The sequence below is a fragment of the Microbacterium sp. zg-Y1090 genome (assembly GCF_030246945.1).
GTDB lineage: Bacteria > Actinomycetota > Actinomycetes > Actinomycetales > Microbacteriaceae > Microbacterium > Microbacterium wangruii.
Genome location: NZ_CP126742.1, coordinates 2,016,651 through 2,035,485, shown reverse-complemented (window position 1 = coordinate 2,035,485; position 18,835 = coordinate 2,016,651). Strand labels below are relative to the sequence as shown.

The window sequence follows — 18,835 nt, the reverse complement described above, 5'->3', positions numbered from 1 at the left end:
GCAGGATGCCGTCATGGTCATCGACGTGCGTCCTGCCACCGTCTTCGACGATGTCGCGGCGGTGCTCGGACCGAAGAAGCCGGGGTCGAACGTGTGCTTCTGCCTGAGCTACCGCATCCCCTCGAAGGAGAACAACGCGCTGCGCGGTCAGGCGCGGGCCGAGCGCGTGCGACGCCTGTGCGACGAGACCCCGCCACCGGGTGTGCTCGCCTACGACGGGGCGGAGCCGGTGGGGTGGGCGGCGATCCATCCGAGGGCGGACACCACGTTCGCACGCAACCGGCGCATCCCGCACATCGATGACGTCGACGTCTGGTCGCTGTGGTGCGTGCGGGTGCGGCCGGGGCACCGCAAGCAGGGCATCGCGCACGCGCTCATCGACGGCGCCGTCGCGTACGCGCGTGCGTGCGGTGCACCCGCCGTGGAGGGCTACCCCGTCGACAACCGCGGCGAGAAGGTCGACCTGACCATGGCGTACGTGGGCACGCGGGCGCTGTTCGAGCGCGCCGGGTTCGTCAAGGCCGCCGACACCTCGTCGGTGCTGGCCGGCTTCCCTCGGGTGCTGATGCGCCGGGAGCTCTAGCGACCGCCGCGGAAGGTGGCGGGGTCGTCCTCGGCGATCGCGAGCGCGATCTTGCGGACGTGCTCCTCGGCCACCTCGGTCAGTTCGCCGAGACCGTAGAAGCCCACCTCGGTGAGTTCGCCGTCCGCCGGGTGCGGATCGCCGGAGACCCAGTCGCAGCGGAACACGAGATCGAGGTAGTCCACCTGGTCGCCGTTGGCGTAGGTGATGCGCGGCACCTGGTGCACGAGCGCGAGCCGGGTGGCCTTCACCACGACCCCCGCCTCTTCGAGGCACTCGCGCACGGCGGCATCCGCCGGCTCTTCGCCCGGGTCGACGATGCCGGACACGGGCTGCCACGATCCGGTGTCGGCGCGCTTGCCGAGGAGGATCTTCTCGTCTCGGAAGACGATCGCGGTCACGCCGACGAGGGGGAGCGGGTCGTGTCCGATCCGCTCGCGCAGCGACAGGACGAAGTCGGGTGTGGCCATGCTCCCAGCCTAGGCGGCGCGCCTCCCTCCGGCCGGCGTTGTCGGCCGCCCCTCGTAGACTGGAGCCCGTGGCATCCGATTCCTTCGCTCATCTTCACGTCCACAGCGAGTACTCGATGCTCGACGGCGCCGCTCGCATCGGCGCCATGGTGCAGGAGGCGGTGCGGCTCGAGATGCCGGCCATCGCCGTCACCGACCACGGCAACACGTTCGCCGCCTACGAGTTCTACAAGACGGCCAAGGATGCCGGCATCAAGCCGATCATCGGCATCGAGGCGTACGTCACCCCGGGCACCCACCGCAGCGACAAGTCCCGGGTGCGCTGGGGCACGCCGGAGCAGAGCAGCGACGACGTCTCGGGCTCGGGTGCCTACACGCACATGACCCTGCTTTCGGAGACGACCGAGGGCATGCACAACCTCTTCCGGCTCTCGAGCAAGGCCTCGATCGAGGGCTATTACTTCAAGCCGCGCATGGACCGCGAGCTGCTGCAGACGTACTCCAAGGGCCTCATCGCCACCACCGGCTGCCCGTCCGGCGAGGTGCAGACGCGCCTGCGCCTGGGGCAGTACGACGCGGCGCGCGCAGCGGCGGCGGAGTTCCAGGACATCTTCGGCAAGGACAACTACTTCGCCGAGATCATGGATCACGGGCTGTCCATCGAGCGGCGGGTCATGACCGACCTGCACCGCCTCGCGAAGGACCTCGACATTCCGCTCCTGGCCACCAACGACCTGCACTACACCCACCAGCATGACGCGACCAGCCACGCGGCGCTGCTGTGCGTGCAGTCGGGGTCCACCCTCGACGACCCCAACCGGTTCAAGTTCGACGGCGACGGCTACTACGTCAAGACGCCCGCGGAGATGCGGCAGATCTTCCGCGACCACCCCATCGCGTGCGACAACACGCTGCTCATCGCCGAGCGGTGCGACGTCGAGTTCAACACCTCGGCCAACTACATGCCGCGCTACCCGGTGCCCGAGGGGGAGACCGAGGAGAGCTGGTTCGTCAAGGAGGTCGAGAACGGCCTGCACGAGCGGTACCCCGGCGGCATCCCCGACGCGGTGCGCAAGCAGGCCGAGTACGAGACCGGCGTCATCGTCCAGATGGGCTTCCCCGGCTACTTCCTCGTCGTCGCCGACTTCATCAACTGGGCCAAGCGCAACGGCATCCGCGTCGGCCCCGGCCGTGGCTCCGGTGCCGGCTCCATGGCGGCGTACGCGATGAAGATCACCGACCTCGACCCGCTCGAGCACGGGCTGATCTTCGAGCGCTTCCTCAACCCCGACCGCGTCTCGATGCCCGACTTCGACGTCGACTTCGACGACCGTCGCCGCGGCGAGGTGATCCAGTACGTCACCGAGAAGTACGGCGACGAGCGCGTCGCGCAGATCGTCACCTACGGCACCATCAAGGCCAAGCAGGCACTGAAGGATGCCGGGCGGGTGCTCGGCTTCCCGTTCAGCATGGGGGAGAAGCTCACCAAGGCCATGCCCCCGGCGGTCATGGGCAAGGACATGCCCCTGGGCGGCATGTTCGACCCGAAGCACCCCCGTTACAAGGAGGCGTCGGAGTTCCGCTCCGTCATCGAGAGCGACCCCGAGGCCAAGACCGTCTTCGACACGGCGGTGGGGCTCGAGAACTTGAAGCGCCAGTGGGGCGTGCACGCCGCCGGCGTCATCATGTCCAGCGAGCCGCTGATCGACATCATCCCGATCATGAAGCGCGAGCAGGACGGCCAGATCGTCACGCAGTTCGACTACCCGGCGTGCGAGTCCCTGGGCCTGATCAAGATGGACTTCCTGGGGCTGCGCAACCTCACGATCATCGACGACGCGCTGGACAACATCGAGGCCAACCGCGGCGAGAAGGTCGTGCTCGAAGATCTCGCCCTCGACGACCAGGCGGCGTACGACCTGCTGGCGCGGGGTGACACGCTGGGCGTGTTCCAGCTCGACGGCGGGCCCATGCGGTCGCTGCTGCGGCTGCTGAAGCCCGACAACTTCGAGGACATCTCGGCCGTCATCGCCCTGTACCGGCCCGGCCCGATGGGCGCGAACTCGCACACCAACTATGCGCTGCGCAAGAACGGGCTGCAGGAGATCACCCCGATCCACCCGGAGCTCGAGGAGCCCCTCGCCGAGATCCTCAGCACCAGCTACGGCCTGATCATCTACCAGGAGCAGGTCATGGCGATCGCCCAGCGGGTCGCCGGGTTCAGCCTGGGCCAGGCCGACATCCTGCGTCGCGCGATGGGCAAGAAGAAGAAGTCCGAGCTCGACAAGCAGTACGCGGGCTTCCAGGCCGGCATGCACGCGAACGGATTCTCCGACGCCGCCGTCCAGAAGCTGTGGGACATCCTCCTGCCCTTCTCCGACTACGCCTTCAACAAGGCCCACTCCGCCGCCTACGGCCTGGTGTCGTACTGGACGGCGTACCTGAAGGCGCACTACCCGGCTGAGTACATGGCTGCGCTGCTGACGAGCGTGGGCGACGCGAAGGACAAGCTCGCGGTGTACCTCAACGAGTGCCGCCGCATGGGCATCCGGGTGCTGCCGCCGGACGTGCGCGAGTCCATCCGGTACTTCGCCGCCGTGGGAGAGGACATCCGCTTCGGACTGGGTGCGGTGCGCAACGTGGGCACGAACGTCGTCGACGGCATCGTCACCGCCCGCGCCGACGACAATTTCGTCAGCTTCCACGACTTCCTCACCAAGGTGCCGATCCACGTCGCCAACAAGCGCACGGTCGAATCGCTCATCAAGGCCGGTGCGTTCGACTCACTGGGCTCGACGCGCCGCGCGCTCATGGAGATCCACGAGGATGCCACCGAGGCGGCCGTGGATTCCAAGCGGAAGGCCGCGACGGGCGCCATCGGGTTCGACTTCGACAGCCTGTACGACGAGGCCGAGGAGGTCGCGCCCGCCAAGGTGCCCGAGCGTCCGGAGTGGACCAAGAAGGACAAGCTCGCCTTCGAGCGGGAGATGCTCGGTCTGTACGTCTCCGACCACCCGCTGGCGGGGCTGGAGATCCCACTGGCCAAGCACGCCTCGATGTCGATCCACGATCTGCTGGCCTCCGAAGACGTGCAGGACGGCGACCAGGTGACCATCGCCGGTCTCGTCACGAGCGTGCAGCACCGCGTCGCGAAGCAGAGCGGCAACCCCTACGGCATGATCACGGTGGAGGACTTCAACGGCGAGGTCACCGTGATGTTCATGGGCAAGACCTACACCGAGTTCCAGTCGATGCTCGTGGCCGACTCGATCCTGGTCGTGCGCGGCCGCGTGTCGCGTCGCGACGACGGGCTGAATCTGCACGGGCAGTCCGCGTTCTCGCCCGACCTCGGCAGCACCGAGGCATCGGGTCCGCTGACCCTCACCCTGCCCGAGCATCGGGCGACCGAGGCGGTGATCGGAGAGCTCGCGCACGTGCTCACCCGTCACCGCGGTGACACCGAAGTGACGCTGAAGGTGCACAAGGGCGGTGTGGCGAAGGTGTTCGAAGTGCCCATGCATGTTCAGATCACCGCCGACCTCTACGGCGAGCTGAAAGGCCTGCTGGGTCCCCACTGCCTGGGATGAGACCGCTAGCATCGGTACACGCGCCTCGGCGCAACGACGAAGGGAGCACCGTGACCGACGATCGAATCGACGACAGCACCGCTACGACCTCCGACCACAGCACCGATGCGCCGCACGGCGGCGCGACGGCCGAACAGGACACGACCGGGACCCCCGTGCAGTACGGCGTCGGCCCGTTCTCGGTGCGCGAAGTGGCGCTGATCGCGGTGTGGGTCCTCGCCTTCGTCGTGTCGTTCTTCTCGCTGTACCACGACCCGCGACTCGAGGCAGGCCTGGGACTGGGCGGCTCGGTATGGAACGCCGGCCTCGACTGGATCCTCACCATCGGCGTGCCGACGGTGGCGGTCTTCCTCATCGTGCTGCGCCGCTTCTCGCCCGACGGCATCCGCCGGGTCGGCTCGCTCGGCATCGACCAATTCGCCTCGGTCGCCTTCTCGGTGTCGGCGACGGTGTGGCTCGCCGCGCTGTGGACGAACGTCGCGCGGGGTGTGCAGTCCGGCATCTGGCTGAGCAGCTGGGTGGTGTGGGTGGAGTTCTTCCTCATGCTCGCCGGAGTGGTGCTGACGGTGTTCGCCCCGCTCATCCCGGCGCTGGCGGAGGACTTCCAGCACCGCCGCGAAGTGCCCGCGCACCGTAACGCCCGCCCCCTGCGGCCGGTGACCCCCCGTCCGCGGACCCCGCGTCCTGCTTCCTCTCATGAGGCGCAGCCTGCTGACGCGGCCGGCGCCACCCCTCCCGCCGCGGTTCCCGCAGGGTATGCCTCCGCGCCGGGAGGTTCCGCACCGGCGCCCCGGTACGACGTTCCGGCCGATGACGCGTCGCGCGACGCCTCCGCGCCCGCGGGCACCCCTGCCGACGACGTCGCCGCCTTCGGCGAGAACCCCGATGTCGAGCGGTCCTACGACGATGAGCCGTTCGCGTCCGCCGCGGTCGTCGACGACGGGGAAACCGAGGCGGTCATCGTGACCGATTCCGAGGAGGCCGTCATCGTCTCCGCGCCGGACGACGTCGACGAGACCGCCGCACTCTTTGAAGATGCCGGTCCCGCTTCCGCCGCCACCGAGCCGTTCTGGGCCCTTGTGCCGGTCGAGCGCGACGTGGTCGACGACCAGGGGATGCCGCTGTTCCGCATCGGCCCCACGGCGTGGGCGCTCGTCATCGAGGACCGGGACGAGACGTTCGTCGTGCGTCACGAGGACGGCCGGGTCGGCTACCTCCACGACACCTCCGGCGTCACCCGAGGCTGAGCGCCCCGGCTGAAGCGCCTCGTCGCGGGGGCGCCGCGCCCCGGGGGGGGGGGGGGCGACGCGCGCCGGTAATCTGGAGGGATGCTCCGCACCCTCGATCTCCGCGGCCGCGCCCTGTCGCCGGCCGAGCTGCTGGCATCCGTGCCCCGCGCCCAGGCGGCCCGCGCCGAAGCCCTCACCACGGCCGCACAGTTGGTGCATGACGTGGCGGGCCGAGGCGAGGCGGCGCTGCGCGAACAGGCCGAGCGCTTCGACGGGGTGTCCGGTCACGCCGTTCGCGTCCCCGACGCGCACCTGGACGAAGCCCTCGCGACCCTCGACCCGACGGTGCGCGCCGCCCTGGAAGAGGCGATCCGCCGCGTGCGTGAGGCCTCGGCCGCACAGGTGCCCGCGTCCGCGGTCGTCACACCGGCGCCGGGCGCACGCATCGAGCAGCGGTGGCGCCCGGTGCGCCGCGCCGGCGTCTACGTTCCCGGGGGCAAGGCGGTGTACCCGTCGAGCGTCGTCATGAACGTCGTGCCGGCGCAGGTCGCCGGGGTGAGCGATGTCGCCCTGGCCTCGCCGCCGCAGCGTGAGCACGGCGGGCGGGTGCACCCGGTGATCCTCGCCGCAGCGCGGCTGGTCGGCGTCACCGAGGTGTACGCGATGGGCGGCGCCGGCGCGATCGGCGCGTTCGCCTACGGGGTGGAGGACATCGGGCTCGAGCCGGTCGATGTCGTCACGGGGCCCGGCAACAACTTCGTCGCGGCCGCCAAGCGCGCCGTCGCCGGGGTCGTCGGCACCGATTCCGAGGCCGGTGCCACCGAGATCCTGATCGTCGCCGACGACAGCGCCGACCCCGTGCTGGTCGCCGCGGACCTCATCAGTCAGGCCGAGCACGATGAGCAGGCCTCGGCCGTCCTCGTCACCGACTCCGCCGAGCTGGCCGACGCCGTCGCGGCATCCGTCGCCGAGCGCGCGGGGCGCACCCTGCACGCCGAGCGCATCGCGGCGGCCCTCGCCGGCCCGCAGTCGGCGATCGTGCTGGTCGACGACATCGCCGCCGCCACCGCGTTCAGCAATGCGTACGCGCCCGAGCACCTCGAGCTGCACCTCGCCGCCCCCCGGATCGACGACTTCGTCAACGCGGGAGCGGTGTTCGTGGGCGCGGCGTCGCCGGTGAGCCTGGGGGACTACCTGGCGGGAAGCAACCACGTCCTGCCCACCGGAGGCCAGGCGCGCTACGCCGCAGGGCTCTCGGCCTCGACGTTCCTGCGGCCGCAGCAGATCATCACCTACGACCACGACGCCCTGGCCGCCGTGGCCGACGCGATCGTCGCGCTGGCCGACGCCGAGGTGCTCCCCGCACACGGCGAAGCGGTGACCGCCCGGTTCGAGGGTTAGTCTTTCTCTGCCATGCACTGTCCTTTCTGCCGTCATCCCGATTCCCGCGTCGTCGACTCGCGCACCAGCGACGACGGCCTCAGCATCCGCCGGCGGCGGCAGTGTCCCCAGTGCGGCGGACGGTTCTCCACGGTCGAGACGGCGAGCCTCAACGTCATCAAGCGCTCCGGTGTCATCGAGCCGTTCAGCCGCGAGAAGGTCATGTCAGGCGTGCGCAAGGCCTGCCAGGGTCGGCCGGTGACCGAAGGCGATCTGGCGATCCTCGCGCAGAGCGTCGAGGAGGCGGTGCGCCAGACCGGCTCGTCGCAGATCGATACGAACGACATCGGACTGGCGATCCTCGGGCCGCTGCGCCACCTCGACGAGGTCGCCTACCTGCGGTTCGCGAGCGTCTATCAGGCGTTCGACTCCCTCGAGGACTTCGAGGCGGCGATCGCGCAGCTGCGCGCCGATCACGCCGCCGGCGTGATGAGCGCCGCCGCCGCCGCGGACTGACACCCGCAATCGGCGGCTCTAGGCTGGAGGGGATGTATCCGCTCCTCTTCCGCACCGTCCTGTCCCGCATGGATCCCGAGACCGCGCACCACGCGGCGATGACGGTGATCCGCCTGCTCGGCACGCGGCCGCTCGCCCCGCTCGCCCGGCGTCTGACCGCGCCCGCCCCCGAACTGCGCACGCAGGCGCTGGGGCTCACGTTCGATTCCCCGTTCGGGGTGGCCGCGGGCTTCGACAAGGACGTCACCGGCGCCGCGGGCCTGTGGGCGCTCGGCTTCGGCCACGTCGAGGTGGGAACGCTCACCGCTGTGCCGCAGGAGGGCAACCCGCGACCGCGGCTGTTCCGGTTGATCCCCGACCGCGCCGTGGTGAACCGGATGGGCTTCAACAACCATGGCGCGGCGGCGGCGGCATCCCGCCTGCGCGCGCTGCGGCGCCGCTCGAAGCGTGCGGTGCTCGGCGTCAACATCGGCAAGAGCCGCGTCGTCGACGTCGAGGACGCGACCGCGGACTACGTCACCAGCACCCGTCTGCTGGCGCCGCTGGCGGACTACCTGGTCGTGAACGTCTCGTCGCCGAACACCCCGGGTCTGCGTGGACTGCAGGCCGTCGAGACGCTGCGGCCGCTGCTGGCCGCCGTCCGCGAGGCAGCCGGCGACACCCCGCTGCTGGTGAAGATCGCGCCGGATCTGCCCGACGACGAGGTGCAGGCGATCGCACGGCTCGCGGTCGACACCGGCCTTGCGGGGATCATCGCCACGAACACGACGATCTCCCGCGAGGGACTGGTGACGGATGCCGACGTCGTCGCCGCCGCAGGTGCCGGCGGGCTGTCGGGTGCGCCGCTGAAGCAGCGGTCACTCGAGGTGCTGCGGCTGGTGCGCGCGGTCGTCCCCGAGGAGTTCTGCGTGATCTCGGTCGGGGGAGTGGAGACCGCTGTCGACGTGCGTGAGCGCCTGGCGGCGGGAGCGAACCTCGTGCAGGGGTACACCGCGTTCCTCTACCGCGGCCCGCTGTGGGCGCGGCAGATCAACCGCGGTCTCAGGGGTGCTGGCCGCGCTTGACCTGAGGCTTGGGCAGCCGCATGAAGCGCATCTGGATGGTGCGCATCGCCGCATACCAGCCCAGGCCCTTTTCCATGCGGGCGGCACCGAAGCGCTCCTTGGCCGCCTTCTTCACCCGGATCGAGGTGATGATCATGTCGCCGATGACGAACATGATGAAGATCCACAGGCCAACGAACGACCAGTAGGTGATCGCGGCGATCGGGATGAAGGTGAGGACGATGACCAGGAGCATCATCGGCATCACGGCCTCGCCGAGGTGCCAGCCCGCGTCGACGAAGTCACGGGCGAACTTGCGCTGCGGCCCCTTGTCGCGGGCGGGAAGATAACGGTCCTCGCCGTTGGCCATGCCGACGCGGGCCTTCTCGCGGGCGGCGGCGAGTTCGGCCTTCGCGCGGGCGCGGGCCTCTTTGGTGTCGGCGACGAGGGGGCGCTTGCGCGCTGCTTCGCGCTCGGCACGCGACGGGGTGGGGCGGCCCTTACCGGGTCCGGCCTGCTCGGTGGGCGTCGCGAGCGACGAGTCCTTCGGCGCGGGGGTGGGGGTGTTGGCCACGGGGATCCTCTGGATAGTGCGAAAAGCGGGTTGACCTAAGATTACCCGCATGACCTCCGAGCTGTCCCGACCCGATGCGGTGCGTGCCGCCGCCACCGCCGCCGTTCCCGCCGCCCTGGCCGATCTCGGGTCGCTCGTGCGCATCCCGTCGATCGCCTTTCCCGGCTTCGACCCGGCCCAGGTGCGTCGCAGCGCCGAGGCGGTGAAGGAGCTCGCCGAGGGCCTCGGGATCTTCGACCGCGTCGAGATCCGCGACGCGGCCATCCCCGGCACCGACGAGCGGGGGATGCCGGCGGTGCTCGCCACCCGCGCAGCCCGCAACGGCCGCCCCACGATCCTGCTCTACGCGCACCACGACGTGCAGCCGGTCGGTGACGAGTCGCTGTGGGAGTCGACGCCGTTCGAACCCACCGTGCGCGACGGGCGCCTCTACGGCCGCGGCGCCGCCGACGACAAGGCCGGAGTGATGGCGCACATCGGCGCCCTCCGCGCCCTCACCGAGGTTCTCGGCACCGACTTCGATCTGGGCGTCGCCCTGTTCATCGAGGGCGAGGAGGAGGCGGGCTCGCGCTCCTTCGCCGCCTTCCTGCACGACAACGCCGACGCGCTGCGTGCCGACGTCATCGTCGTGGCCGACTCGGGCAACTGGGACTCCCGCACGCCCGCCCTCACGGTGTCGTTGCGCGGCAACGCGCGCTTCACCCTCACGGTGCGCACACTCGACCACGCCTCGCACTCCGGCATGTTCGGCGGCGCCGTGCCCGATGCGATGATGGCGACGATCACGCTGCTGTCGACGCTGTGGGATGCCGACGGCGGCGTCGCCGTCGCCGGGCTGGGTCACCGTAACGCCGAGACCCCCGAGTACGGTGAGGCCACGCTGCGCGACGAGGCGGGACTGCCCGAGGGGGTTTCGCCCATCGGCGGGGGCACGATCCTCAGCCGCATCTGGAACAAGCCGTCCATCACCGTCACCGGCATCGATGCCCCGAGCGTCGTGAACGCCTCGAACACCCTCAGCCCCGAGGTGTCCGTCGTCATCAGCACGCGCGTCGCCCCGGGACAGTCGGCCCAGGAGGCGTACGACGCTCTCGAGGCGCACCTGCGCGCCCACGCGCCCTTCGGCGCCCAGCTGACCTTCTCGGACGTCGACTGCGGCGACGGGTTTCTCGTCGACAGCGACGGCTGGGCCGTCGCCGACGCCCGCGCCGCCCTCGCGGAGGGCTATGGCGTCGACCCGGTCGACATCGGCGTCGGCGGATCGATCCCCTTCATCTCGGACCTGGTGCGGGAGTTCCCCGCCGCGCAGATCCTCGTCACGGGCGTCGAGGACCCGCACGCGCGGGCGCACAGCCCCAACGAGTCGCTGCACCTCGAGACGTTCCGCAACGCCCTCGTGTCGGAGGCGCTGCTGCTGGAGCGTCTCGACGCCCGCACCGCCTGATCCGAGCCCGTTCCCCAGAGGGCAGGCGTAGAATCGTGCCATCTGCCGCCCTCCAGCGGCCCGAACCACGGGAGAGCACATGACCGACACCGCACAGCCCGTCGCCGAGGTCGCCCGCGACCACGGCGTCTCGCTCACCGACGCCGCCGCCGCAAAGGTCAAGAGCCTGCTCGACCAGGAGGGCCGCGACGACCTGCGGCTTCGCGTTGCGGTGCAGCCCGGCGGCTGCTCCGGCCTCATCTACCAGCTCTACTTCGACGAGCGGTACCTCGACGGCGACAAGACCGTCGACTTCGACGGCGTGGAGGTCATCGTCGACGACATGAGCGTCCCGTACCTCGATGGCGCCATGATCGACTTCAAGGACACCATCTCCGAGCAGGGGTTCACCATCGACAACCCCAACGCAGCGGGCAGCTGCGCGTGCGGCGACAGCTTCCACTGATCTGAAGGTTTCGCGAGCGAACGTCCGGCGGCTCCGGTGCTGATCAGCACCGGAAACCCGCCGGACGACGCGTATCAGGACCTGAATGGTTGGCCTGAATCCCGTGTGACCTTGCCCTAGACTGAGTTGGTCATACCCGCGTCCGGAAAGGTGCACCGTGCGATCAAAACGCCGCCTCCGCTGGGCCGTCGTCCCGTTGGGAGCAGTCACGGCGATCACTCTCGCCGCCTGCACGCCTACGGAGCTCAACGGCTATCTCCCCGGCTTCGTGGAGGACGGTACGCCAGCGACCAACCAGGTCGACATGGTCTCCGGCCTCTGGGTCACCTCCTGGATCGTGCTCCTCGTCGTGGGCATCGTCACGTGGGGTCTCATGGGCTGGGCGGCCATCGCCTACCGTCGTCGCCGCGGCCAGACCGGTCTGCCGGTGCAGATGCGGTACAACATGCCGATCGAGATCTTTTACACGGTCGTGCCGCTGATCCTCGTCATGGGCTTCTTCGCCTTCACCGCGCGTGACCAGGCGATCCTCGAGACCCAGTACGACGACCCCGACGTGTCCATCACGGCCATCGGCAAGCAGTGGTCGTGGGACTTCCAGTACAACGCCGAAGACGGCGATGAGGACGACGCCGTCTGGACGATGGGTGTCCAGGCGCAGGCCGCTGCGAACGGTGACATCGACCAGGCCGCCCTGCCGACGCTCTACCTGCCGGTCGACAAGACCGTGAAGATCCAGCTGCAGTCGCGCGATGTGATCCACTCGTTCTGGATCATCGACTTCCTGTACAAGAAGGACATGTACATCGGCAAGGACAACTACTGGTCCTTCACGCCCACCCGCGAGGGCACGTACGCCGGCAAGTGCGCCGAGCTGTGCGGCGAGTACCACTCGATGATGCTCTTCAACGTGGAGGTCGTCAGCGAGGCCGAGTACGACGAATACCTCGAGACCCTGCGCGACGCGGGCCAGACGGGTGACATCAACGAGGCTTACGACCGCCTGCAGAACCTGCCGGGCACCGGGGCATCGTCAGAGGGAGACGACTGATATGGCGACGACGCTCGAGGGCACCGAACGCACCCGCACCACCACCCTTCCTCCCCGCCAGGCCGCGCTTCTGAGCTCGTCCCGCGTGGAGCAGAAGGGCAACCTGATCGTCAAGTGGATCACCTCCACCGATCACAAGACCATCGGGTACATGTACCTGATCGCGTCGGTGCTCTTCTTCCTGCTCGGCGGCGTGATGGCGCTGATCATCCGCGCCGAGCTGTTCGAGCCCGGCATGCAGGTCGTGCCGACCATGGAGCAGTACAACCAGCTGTTCACGATGCACGGCACGATCATGCTGCTGATGTTCGCGACGCCGCTGTTCGCCGGCTTCGCCAACGCGATCCTGCCGCTGCAGATCGGTGCGCCCGACGTGGCGTTCCCGCGTCTGAACGCCTTCGCCTTCTGGCTGTTCCTCTTCGGGTCGCTCATCGCGATCTCGGGCTTCCTCACCCCGCAGGGCGCGGCATCCTTCGGATGGTTCGCGTACCAGCCGCTCGCCAACGCGAGCTTCTCGCCGGGCGCGGGCGGAAACCTGTGGATGCTCGGCCTGGGCATGAGCGGCTTCGGCACGATCCTGGGTGCGGTGAACTTCATCACCACGATCGTGACGATGCGCGCCCCCGGTATGACGATGTGGCGCATGCCGATCTTCACCTGGAACACGCTGATCACGAGCATCCTGATCCTGATGGCGTTCCCGGTGCTGGCCGCGGCCATCCTGTCGGCAGCCTCGGACCGCATCCTCGGCTCGCACATCTTCGACCCGCAGAACGGCGGCGTGCTCCTCTGGCAGCACCTGTTCTGGTTCTTCGGTCACCCTGAGGTGTACATCATCGCGCTGCCGTTCTTCGGCATCGTCTCGGAGATCTTCCCGGTGTTCAGCCGCAAGCCGATCTTCGGATACAAGACGCTCGTCTACGCCACCATCGCCATCGCTGCGCTGTCGGTCGCCGTCTGGGCGCACCACATGTACGTCACCGGTGCCGTGCTGCTGCCGTTCTTCGCGCTCATGACGATGCTGATCGCGGTGCCGACAGGGGTGAAGATCTTCAACTGGATCGGCACGATGTGGCGAGGGTCGATCACCTTCGAGACCCCCATGGTCTTCGCGCTCGGCTTCCTGGTGTCGTTCGTCTTCGGTGGTCTCACCGGCGTCATCCTGGCGTCGCCGCCGCTGGACTTCCATCTGTCCGACTCGTACTTCGTGGTCGCGCACTTCCACTACGTGGTCTTCGGCACCGTCGTGTTCGCGATGTTCGCCGGCTTCTACTTCTGGTGGCCCAAGTGGACCGGCCGCATGCTCAACGAGCGTCTCGGCTACGTGCACTTCTGGTTGCTGTTCATCGGCTTCCACATGACGTTCCTCGTCCAGCACTGGCTGGGTGTCGACGGCATGGTCCGCCGCTACGCCGACTACTCGGCCGCCGACGGCTGGACCTGGGAGAACCAGGTTTCCACCGTGGGTGCGATGATCCTCGGAATTTCGATGCTGCCGTTCTTCCTGAACGTGTGGATCACCGCCCGCAAGGCGCCGCGCGTCACGGTCAACGACCCGTGGGGCTACGGCGGATCGCTGGAGTGGGCCACGAGTTGCCCGCCGCCGCGCCACAACTTCACGTCGATCCCGCGCATCCGCAGCGAGCGGCCCGCATTCGACCTGAACCACCCTGAAGCGGCCGTGCCCGTGGGCGTCGGACCGGCGAAGGATGCCCCCGATGCGCCCGTTGTCGACGTCAACGAGGGAGAGGTGAAGTAGGCATGAAGACGAACGTCAACCTCTGGTGGCTCCTCGCGGTCTTCTTCCTGATCGTCGCCGTCGTCTACACGGGGTGGAACATCATCGCCCACCCCAGCCTCCCGTGGAACCAGGCCATCGAGTGGGTCGGCACCGTGGCGCTGTTCTTCTCGGTGTTCATGGCCGCTCTCATCGGCTTCTACGTGAGCCGCGTGCACAAAGCCCAGGGCGGCGAGCTGCCCGAGGACATCCTCACGGCCGACATCGATGACGGTGACCCTGAGCTGGGCGAGTTCAGCCCGTGGTCGTGGTGGCCCATCGTGCTGGCCTTCTCGGCTGCGCTGGCCATGATCGGCTTCGCCGTGGGCACGTTCATGATCCCGATCGGCCTGGCCGTGTTCGTGGTCGCCCTCGTGGGCTGGGTCTTCGAGTACTACCGCGGCTACTTCGCCCGCTGATCATCCTCATGCCGGCTCGCCTCAGAGCCGCCGCCGTCTCGGACGTCGGTGAGTTCCGCACCGTCAACCAGGATGCCGCCTTCGCGGCATCCTGGGGTGCGGGCGTCGCCGACGGCGTCGGTGGCGGCCCTGCAGGCGATTTGGCGTCTGCGGCGCTGCTCCATCGCCTCGTGGTGGGCGCCGGTCCCATGCGTGACGCGGAGCAGCTGGCGGAGCGCGTGCGCTGGGCGAACTGGGACATCGGCGCCCATGCGCGCCGCGATCCCGCCCTCGTCGGCATGGCGACCACCTTCACCGGGCTGTGGCTGAGCGAAGCCGGCTCGCTGCTCCTCGCCCATACGGGGGACTCCCGCGCCTATCTGTGGCGCGACGGCGCTCTCAGCCGGCAGACCCGCGACGACTCCCTGGTGCAGGCGCTGGTGGACCAGGGGATCCTCAGTGCCGAGGAGGCCGCCGTCGATCCGCGCCGCAACATCATCACCGCCTCGCTCGGAGGTGGCGAGGAAGACGTCATCAGCGTCGCCGAGCTCGAACCGGTCGCGGGCGATCGCTGGCTGCTGTGCAGCGACGGCGTGAGCGACTACGTGCCGTTCGACGAACTCGCCCGCCTTCTCGAGCTCGCACCGACCCCTGAGCGGGCAGCGGAGTGGGTCGTGCGGGTGGCGCTGGATGCCGGCACCCGCGACAACGCCACGGCGGTCGTCTGCGACGTGAGCACGGCGCCCAGCGGCACCGTGGCGGATGCTTCCGTGCGTTTCGCTGGCGCCGCCACCGCGCGGTTCGCCGAAGGGCTCGAGAGCGCCTGACACGGCTCACCGTCCGCGCGCGGTCGTGTCCGTCGTGATCAGCGCACCACCGTGGTGAGCGGATCGAGCGTACGGGGGAGCGGACCGTCGTCGTTCTCGATCGGCTGCCCCTCGCGCGCCCAGTACTCGTAGCCGCCGATCATCTCGCGCACACGGAAGCCTGCGGCGGCGAATTCCCGGGCGCCGCGCGTGCCGGCGTTGCACCCGGGACCCCAGCAGTAGACGACGACGGGCACGGCGCTGTCGAGTTCGCCGCGTGCCCGTGCGGGGATGTCCCGGTAGGGGAGGTGGATCGCTCCCGGAATGCGGCCCTGCGCCCATGCGGCGTCGCTGCGCACATCCACCAGGACGAAGCTGTCTCCGGCGCGCTGCGCGGCGTAGACGTCGGACGGGTCGGTCTCGTGGGCCAGTCGCGCGGAGAAGTGGGCGTGGGCGTCGGGGGAGGTCATGGGTCGACGCTAGGGGGTCGCGGGCTCGACGGACGAGCAGGCGAACGGCCAGGAGGCGGCGGAATCCTGCCTGCGCCGGCGACGACGAAGGCCCCGGTGCGGACACCGGGGCCTTCGGTCTGCGGGCTGCGCCCGGGTTACTTCTTCGTGTCGTCGTCCTTCTCGGGGACGATCACGTTCGAGGGCCGGTTGGCCGTCTCGCTGTTGTGACCGTCGTCGATCGGGTGGAGGGGAGCGTCGGGCACGCCCGCGCGGTCGTGGGCGCCCTGCAGCTCGGCGACCTCTTCCTCCTCGATGTGGTCGAGCGAGTGGTGCTGGTGCTCGAGCGCCGCGTCCAGCTCGGTCTGGGTGAGCGGGGTGAGACGGTCCTCGAAGAACCAGCGCGACAGCGAGGCGCGCAGGTTCTCGTGCCACGGGATGCGGCCCTTGTCGTTGGGGCGCACGACCAGCGGTGCCTGCGTCTCGTAGTCCACGAGCTTGACGCGCTCGTACTCGTCGACGGGCTGGTGGACCTCGATGTACTCGCCGCCGGGGAGGCGCACGATGCGACCGGACTCGTAGCCGTGAAGGACGATCTCGCGGTCCTTCTTCTGGAGCGCGATGGCGATGCGCTTGGTGACGAAGTAGGCGAGCACCGGTCCGACGATCAGCAGCGCCTGCAGGGCGTGGATGACACCCTCCATCGTGAGATGGAAGTGCGTCGCGATGAGGTCGGACGAGGCTGCGGCCCACAGCACCGCGTAGAACGTGACACCGGCGGCGCCGATGGCGGTGCGGGTGGCGGCGTTGCGGGGACGCTGTGCGATGTGGTGCTCGCGCTTGTCGCCGGTGATCCACGCCTCGAGGAAGGGGTAGATGGCGACCAGCAGGATGAAGACGACCAGCACGCCGAGCGGCAGGATGATGTTCCACGACCACGTGCGATCGAGGAAGACCGACTCGAGGTGCGGCGGGACCAGGCGCAGCGCGCCGTCGGCGAAGCCGATGTACCAGTCGGGCTGGGTTCCTGCGGACACCGGCGACGGGTCGTACGGACCGTAGTTCCACACCGGGTTGATCGTGAACAGCGACGCGATCAGCACGATCACACCGAAGGTGACGAAGAAGAACCCGCCCATCTTCGACATGTAGACGGGGACCATCGGGTAGCCCACGACGTTGCTGTTCGTGCGGCCGGGGCCGGCGAACTGCGTGTGCTTGTTGATGATCATGAGCATGAGATGCAGCGCCAGCAGTGCCACCAGGATGGCGGGCAGCAGCAGGATGTGCAGCACGTACAGGCGGCCGACGATGTCGACACCCGGGAACTCGCCGCCGAACAGCAGGAACGACGTCCATGTGCCGATCAGCGGGATTCCCTTGACCATGCCGTCGATGATGCGCAGGCCGTTGCCCGAGAGCAGGTCGTCGGGGAGCGAGTAGCCGGTGAAGCCCTCACCCATGGCCAGGACGAACAGCACGAAGCCGATCACCCAGTTCAGCTCGCGCGGCTTGCGGAACGCACCGGTGAAGAACACGCGGAGCATGTGCACGCCGATGCCGGCGACGAACACCAGCGCAGCCCAGTGGTGGATCTGGCGCACCAGCAGGCCGCCGCGGATGTCGAAGGACAGCCGCAGGGTCGACTCCAGCGCGGCGGACATCTCGATGCCGCGCATGGGGGGATAGGCGCCGTAGTAGTGGGTCTCGACCATCGACGCCTGGAAGAAGAACGTCAGGAAGGTACCCGAGATGAGCACGACGACGAAGCTCCACAGAGCGATCTCGCCGAGCATGAACGACCAGTGGTCGGGGAAGATCTTGCGTCCGAGCTCCTTGACCAGGCCCGAGATGCTCGTGCGCTCGTCGAGGTAGTTGGCCGCACCCGCGACGAAACGACCGCCCAGCGGCTTCTCGTCGGAGTTCTTCGGCCTCTCGGTCGTTTCCTCAGTGACAGTTGCGGTGCTCAATGACGCTCCCAGAAGCTCGGGCCGACCGGCTCGGTGAAGTCGCTGCGGGCGACGAGGTAGCCCTCGTCGTCGACCATGATGGGCAGCTGCGGCAGCGGACGGGCCGCGGGGCCGAAGATGACAGCCGCGCCGTCGGAGACGTCGAACTGCGACTGGTGGCAGGGGCACAGCAGGTGATGGGTCTGCTGCTCGTAGAGCGCAACGGGGCAACCGACGTGCGTGCAGACCTTGGAGTACGCGACGATGCCGTTGTACGACCAGTCACGGCGCTCCGGGGTCTCCTTGAGCTGCTCGGGGAGCAGACGCACCAGCAGCACGATGGCCTTGGCCTTCTCCTCGAGATAGCCGTCGTGGTGGCTCATGGTCGCGAGCGACTCGGGGATCACCTGCACGGCGGAGCCGAGGGTCAGGTCGGCGGCGCGGATCGGCAGACCACTGGGGTCGTGCGCGAGACGCTCGCCCTTCTTCCACATGGTGTGGCTGAGCAGGTAGACCGGGTCGCCGGCGTGCGGGTGCTCGGGGCTGCTCTCCGGGGCGAGGCCGCGGAAGAGCGTGATACCGGGCACCACGGATGCCACGACGGCGGCGATCAGCGAGTTGCGGATCATCGCGCGGCGGCCGAAGCCGGACTCCTCGTTCGCCTCGCGGAAGACCTCGACAGCAGCCTCGCGGGTGCTGTCACGGCCGCGGGTGGCGTGACGGGGCTCGATGAACTCCTTGTCCGACATGATCGCCTTGGACCAGTGGATGGCGCCGATGCCGATCGCCAGGAGTGCCAGGGCGATACCCAGACCGATGAAGAGGTTGTTGTTGCGGATGTCGATCATCTGCCCGCTCTCGATCGGGAAGATCATGTAGGCGGCGACCGCCCAGATGCTCCCGGCGAGGGACAGATAGAACAGGGTGTAGACCGTGCGCACGGCCCGCTGCATGGCGGCGGGGTCCTTGTCGGTGACGCGCGCGCGGTGCGGCGGCAGTCCGGGGTTCTGCACGGGGTCGGAAACCGCGACCGCGAGCCCCGGGGAGGGCTTCCAGGAAGCCCTCTCGTGCTCGAGCGCGTCGTCCTCGTGTGTCATGGTGCTCCTCGTGCGTTCCGTGATGCTGTGTCAGTGA

General features: G+C 68.9%; 17 protein-coding genes. 12 read left to right on the top strand and 5 right to left on the bottom strand.

Annotated elements, in window-relative coordinates; translation table 11 throughout:
- The first annotated feature begins 13 nt into the window (after positions 1 to 13).
- Entirely contained in the window at positions 14 to 583 is a 570-nt protein-coding gene (locus QNO26_RS09700; RefSeq protein ID WP_257530116.1) for a GNAT family N-acetyltransferase, read from the top strand.
- Here QNO26_RS09700 and QNO26_RS09695 read toward each other — a convergent pair.
- Positions 580 to 1,053: an NUDIX hydrolase gene (locus QNO26_RS09695; RefSeq protein WP_257530117.1), complete on the bottom strand. Its 474-nt coding sequence runs from the start codon at positions 1,051 to 1,053 to the stop codon at positions 580 to 582. The genes QNO26_RS09700 and QNO26_RS09695 overlap by 4 nt on opposite strands.
- A 116-nt stretch (positions 1,054 to 1,169) precedes the next feature.
- On the opposite strand from QNO26_RS09695, the gene dnaE reads away from it, so the two are divergent.
- The 5 genes from dnaE (at position 1,170) to QNO26_RS09670 (ending at position 8,829) form a co-directional block, all read left to right on the top strand.
- Positions 1,170 to 4,640 carry a DNA polymerase III subunit alpha gene (dnaE, locus tag QNO26_RS09690; RefSeq protein ID WP_374679381.1) on the top strand — a complete coding sequence of 1,157 codons (3,471 nt, stop codon included), beginning with the start codon at positions 1,170 to 1,172 and terminating at the stop codon, positions 4,638 to 4,640.
- Between the two features lie 50 nt (positions 4,641 to 4,690).
- The gene (locus QNO26_RS09685; RefSeq protein ID WP_257530120.1) at positions 4,691 to 5,887 is read left to right on the top strand and encodes a hypothetical protein; all 1,197 of its coding nucleotides are present in this window, start codon (positions 4,691 to 4,693) and stop codon (positions 5,885 to 5,887) included.
- Positions 5,888 to 5,968: 81 nt separating this feature from the next.
- Entirely contained in the window at positions 5,969 to 7,270 is a 1,302-nt protein-coding gene (gene hisD, locus QNO26_RS09680; RefSeq protein WP_257638506.1) for a histidinol dehydrogenase, read from the top strand.
- Between the two features lie 12 nt (positions 7,271 to 7,282).
- Entirely contained in the window at positions 7,283 to 7,765 is a 483-nt protein-coding gene (gene nrdR, locus QNO26_RS09675; protein ID WP_257530122.1) for a transcriptional regulator NrdR, read from the top strand.
- A gap of 32 nt (positions 7,766 to 7,797) precedes the next feature.
- Entirely contained in the window at positions 7,798 to 8,829 is a 1,032-nt protein-coding gene (locus tag QNO26_RS09670; RefSeq protein ID WP_257530124.1) for a quinone-dependent dihydroorotate dehydrogenase, read from the top strand.
- On the opposite strand, the gene QNO26_RS09665 is transcribed toward QNO26_RS09670, so the two are convergent.
- Positions 8,807 to 9,382 carry a DUF3043 domain-containing protein gene (locus QNO26_RS09665; protein ID WP_257530126.1) on the bottom strand — a complete coding sequence of 192 codons (576 nt, stop codon included), beginning with the start codon at positions 9,380 to 9,382 and terminating at the stop codon, positions 8,807 to 8,809. The two genes, QNO26_RS09670 and QNO26_RS09665, sit on opposite strands and share 23 nt — an antisense overlap.
- A 49-nt stretch (positions 9,383 to 9,431) precedes the next feature.
- On the opposite strand from QNO26_RS09665, the gene QNO26_RS09660 reads away from it, so the two are divergent.
- The 6 genes from QNO26_RS09660 (at position 9,432) to QNO26_RS09635 (ending at position 15,324) form a co-directional block, all read left to right on the top strand.
- Positions 9,432 to 10,826, top strand: coding sequence for a dipeptidase (locus QNO26_RS09660; protein WP_257638505.1), 1,395 nt, complete (start codon positions 9,432 to 9,434; stop codon positions 10,824 to 10,826).
- 79 nt (positions 10,827 to 10,905) lie between these two features.
- Complete coding sequence (erpA, locus tag QNO26_RS09655; RefSeq protein WP_257530130.1) at positions 10,906 to 11,271, top strand: iron-sulfur cluster insertion protein ErpA; 366 nt, start codon at positions 10,906 to 10,908, stop codon at positions 11,269 to 11,271.
- Positions 11,272 to 11,428: 157 nt separating this feature from the next.
- A complete protein-coding gene (ctaC, locus tag QNO26_RS09650; RefSeq protein ID WP_257530133.1) occupies positions 11,429 to 12,322 on the top strand; it encodes an aa3-type cytochrome oxidase subunit II in 894 nt (297 codons plus the stop codon).
- A 1-nt stretch (position 12,323) separates the two neighbouring features.
- Positions 12,324 to 14,081 carry an aa3-type cytochrome oxidase subunit I gene (gene ctaD, locus QNO26_RS09645; RefSeq protein WP_257530135.1) on the top strand — a complete coding sequence of 586 codons (1,758 nt, stop codon included), beginning with the start codon at positions 12,324 to 12,326 and terminating at the stop codon, positions 14,079 to 14,081.
- Positions 14,082 to 14,083: 2 nt separating this feature from the next.
- A complete protein-coding gene (locus QNO26_RS09640) occupies positions 14,084 to 14,518 on the top strand; it encodes a cytochrome c oxidase subunit 4 (protein WP_257530137.1) in 435 nt (144 codons plus the stop codon).
- Positions 14,519 to 14,526: 8 nt separating this feature from the next.
- Positions 14,527 to 15,324: a PP2C family protein-serine/threonine phosphatase gene (locus QNO26_RS09635; protein WP_257530139.1), complete on the top strand. Its 798-nt coding sequence runs from the start codon at positions 14,527 to 14,529 to the stop codon at positions 15,322 to 15,324.
- A 38-nt stretch (positions 15,325 to 15,362) separates the two neighbouring features.
- On the opposite strand, the gene QNO26_RS09630 is transcribed toward QNO26_RS09635, so the two are convergent.
- The 3 genes from QNO26_RS09630 to qcrA all read right to left on the bottom strand — a co-directional run bounded on the left by QNO26_RS09630 (position 15,363) and on the right by qcrA (position 18,798).
- Positions 15,363 to 15,773, bottom strand: a complete 411-nt coding sequence (locus QNO26_RS09630; RefSeq protein WP_257530141.1) for a rhodanese-like domain-containing protein — start codon at positions 15,771 to 15,773, stop codon at positions 15,363 to 15,365.
- A gap of 137 nt (positions 15,774 to 15,910) precedes the next feature.
- Positions 15,911 to 17,722, bottom strand: a complete 1,812-nt coding sequence (qcrB, locus tag QNO26_RS09625) for a cytochrome bc1 complex cytochrome b subunit (protein ID WP_257530143.1) — start codon at positions 17,720 to 17,722, stop codon at positions 15,911 to 15,913.
- Positions 17,719 to 18,798 carry a cytochrome bc1 complex Rieske iron-sulfur subunit gene (qcrA, locus tag QNO26_RS09620; protein ID WP_257530145.1) on the bottom strand — a complete coding sequence of 360 codons (1,080 nt, stop codon included), beginning with the start codon at positions 18,796 to 18,798 and terminating at the stop codon, positions 17,719 to 17,721. The genes qcrB and qcrA overlap by 4 nt, the downstream gene beginning before the upstream one ends.
- Positions 18,799 to 18,835 lie beyond the last annotated feature (37 nt).

Coding starts and splice junctions, on each gene's coding strand:
- QNO26_RS09670 (WP_257530124.1), top strand. CDS start 7,798: ATGTATCCGCTCCTCTTCCGCACCGTCCTGTCCCGCATGGATCCCGAG.
- QNO26_RS09695 (WP_257530117.1), bottom strand. CDS start 1,053: ATGGCCACACCCGACTTCGTCCTGTCGCTGCGCGAGCGGATCGGACAC.
- qcrA (WP_257530145.1), bottom strand. CDS start 18,798: ATGACACACGAGGACGACGCGCTCGAGCACGAGAGGGCTTCCTGGAAG.
- nrdR (WP_257530122.1), top strand. CDS start 7,283: ATGCACTGTCCTTTCTGCCGTCATCCCGATTCCCGCGTCGTCGACTCG.
- ctaD (WP_257530135.1), top strand. CDS start 12,324: ATGGCGACGACGCTCGAGGGCACCGAACGCACCCGCACCACCACCCTT.
- QNO26_RS09700 (WP_257530116.1), top strand. CDS start 14: ATGGTCATCGACGTGCGTCCTGCCACCGTCTTCGACGATGTCGCGGCG.
- erpA (WP_257530130.1), top strand. CDS start 10,906: ATGACCGACACCGCACAGCCCGTCGCCGAGGTCGCCCGCGACCACGGC.
- QNO26_RS09640 (WP_257530137.1), top strand. CDS start 14,084: ATGAAGACGAACGTCAACCTCTGGTGGCTCCTCGCGGTCTTCTTCCTG.
- QNO26_RS09635 (WP_257530139.1), top strand. CDS start 14,527: ATGCCGGCTCGCCTCAGAGCCGCCGCCGTCTCGGACGTCGGTGAGTTC.
- dnaE (WP_374679381.1), top strand. CDS start 1,170: ATGCTCGACGGCGCCGCTCGCATCGGCGCCATGGTGCAGGAGGCGGTG.
- QNO26_RS09630 (WP_257530141.1), bottom strand. CDS start 15,773: ATGACCTCCCCCGACGCCCACGCCCACTTCTCCGCGCGACTGGCCCAC.
- QNO26_RS09660 (WP_257638505.1), top strand. CDS start 9,432: ATGACCTCCGAGCTGTCCCGACCCGATGCGGTGCGTGCCGCCGCCACC.
- hisD (WP_257638506.1), top strand. CDS start 5,969: ATGCTCCGCACCCTCGATCTCCGCGGCCGCGCCCTGTCGCCGGCCGAG.